The following is a 1,294-nucleotide window of genomic DNA, read 5'->3' as shown; positions in this document are numbered from 1 at the left end:
CACGCCCGGAATGGACTTGATGTTCGATTTGACGTCGCATTCGGAAAGCGCCTTCGGCTCATCGCCAGGCTCGTCGCCGCTCGTTGCGACGCTGAGGTGCTTCTTGCGGCGCTTTGCCGCCTTGTCTGGATATTGCGCTAACACTTCCGCAATGAGCTTTTCATGCAAAACGCTGTCATTCTCGTAATCAAGGCTCATGGGCCCCTGCCCCTTTCAAGGTTCGGGTTAGGTCGTCGTCGACGAAGCGTCTTTCGTGGAAGGACGCGCTGGCTCAAGGGCCAGCGCGTCCTGTCGACAGCGGCAGTTATTGAGCCGCAGCCACCGCTGACTCCTTGGCCTGTAGTTCGGCCAGCATCTGCTCGTCGCTCTTCATGATGCCGAAGTCGAGCAGCATGTCTTCGAGCTCTTCCATGGTAATCGGGGTCGGAATGGTCCCTTGGCCCGAATTGGCATGGATCTTCTCGGCTAGCGCCCGATATTCCCCGGCCTGCTTGGAGTCCGGCGCGTACTGGATCACCGTCATCTTCCTGAGCTCGGCGTGCTGGACGATGTTGTCACGCGGCACAAAGTGGATGAGCTTGGAATTGAGCCTGGCAGCCAGCGCCTCGGAGAGGTCGAGCTCGCGGTCCGTCTGGCGCTCGTTACAGATCAGGCCGCCGAGCCGCACGCCGCCGGAATGGGCATATTTCAGGATGCCCTTGGCGATGTTGTTGGCGGCATAGAGCGCCATCATCTCGCCGGACATCACGATGTAGATCTCCTGGGCCTTGTTCTCACGGATCGGCATCGCGAAGCCACCGCACACCACATCGCCAAGCACGTCATAGGAGACGTAGTCGACATCGTCATAAGCGCCGTTCTCCTCGAGGAAATTGATCGAGGTGATGACGCCGCGCCCGGCGCAGCCGACGCCCGGTTCCGGACCGCCGGACTCCACGCACTTGATGCCTTTGTAGCCGGCCTTGAGCACGTCCTCGAGCTCAAGGTCTTCCACCGAACCTTCCTGGGCTGCCAGATGCAGAACCGTGTCCTGTGCTTTGGCGTTCAGGATCAGCCGGGTGGAGTCGGCTTTCGGGTCGCATCCGACGATCAGGATCTTCTGCCCGAGGTCGACAAGCGCTGCGAGCGTATTTTGGGAGGTGGTGGACTTGCCGATCCCCCCTTTGCCGTAAAATGCGATTTGACGCAAATCTGACATATCGCCTTCCTTCTTTCGTTCCATCCATCGCTGAGTAAAAGGCCGGCAGCTCGCGCCGCCTCCCAGGGCAGTCTTCAAAACCCGTGCCATGTGGGC

At 60.0% G+C, this 1,294-nt stretch carries 2 protein-coding genes; both read right to left on the bottom strand.

Features of this window, described 5'->3' with window-relative positions; genetic code table 11:
* The coding region (locus CO667_RS34530; RefSeq protein WP_082366446.1) for a nitrogenase at positions 1-198 on the bottom strand (198 nt) is incomplete at its 3' end.
* 106 nt (positions 199-304) lie between these two features.
* On the bottom strand, positions 305-1,198 hold the full coding sequence (nifH, locus tag CO667_RS34525) for a nitrogenase iron protein (protein ID WP_054186393.1): 894 nt from the start codon (positions 1,196-1,198) through the stop codon (positions 305-307).
* Positions 1,199-1,294 lie beyond the last annotated feature (96 nt).

Source organism: Rhizobium sp. L43 (assembly GCF_002531725.1).
Lineage (GTDB): Bacteria > Pseudomonadota > Alphaproteobacteria > Rhizobiales > Rhizobiaceae > Rhizobium.
The sequence above is the reverse complement of the archived record's forward strand: the minus strand, read 5'-3'. Positions and strand labels throughout refer to the sequence as shown.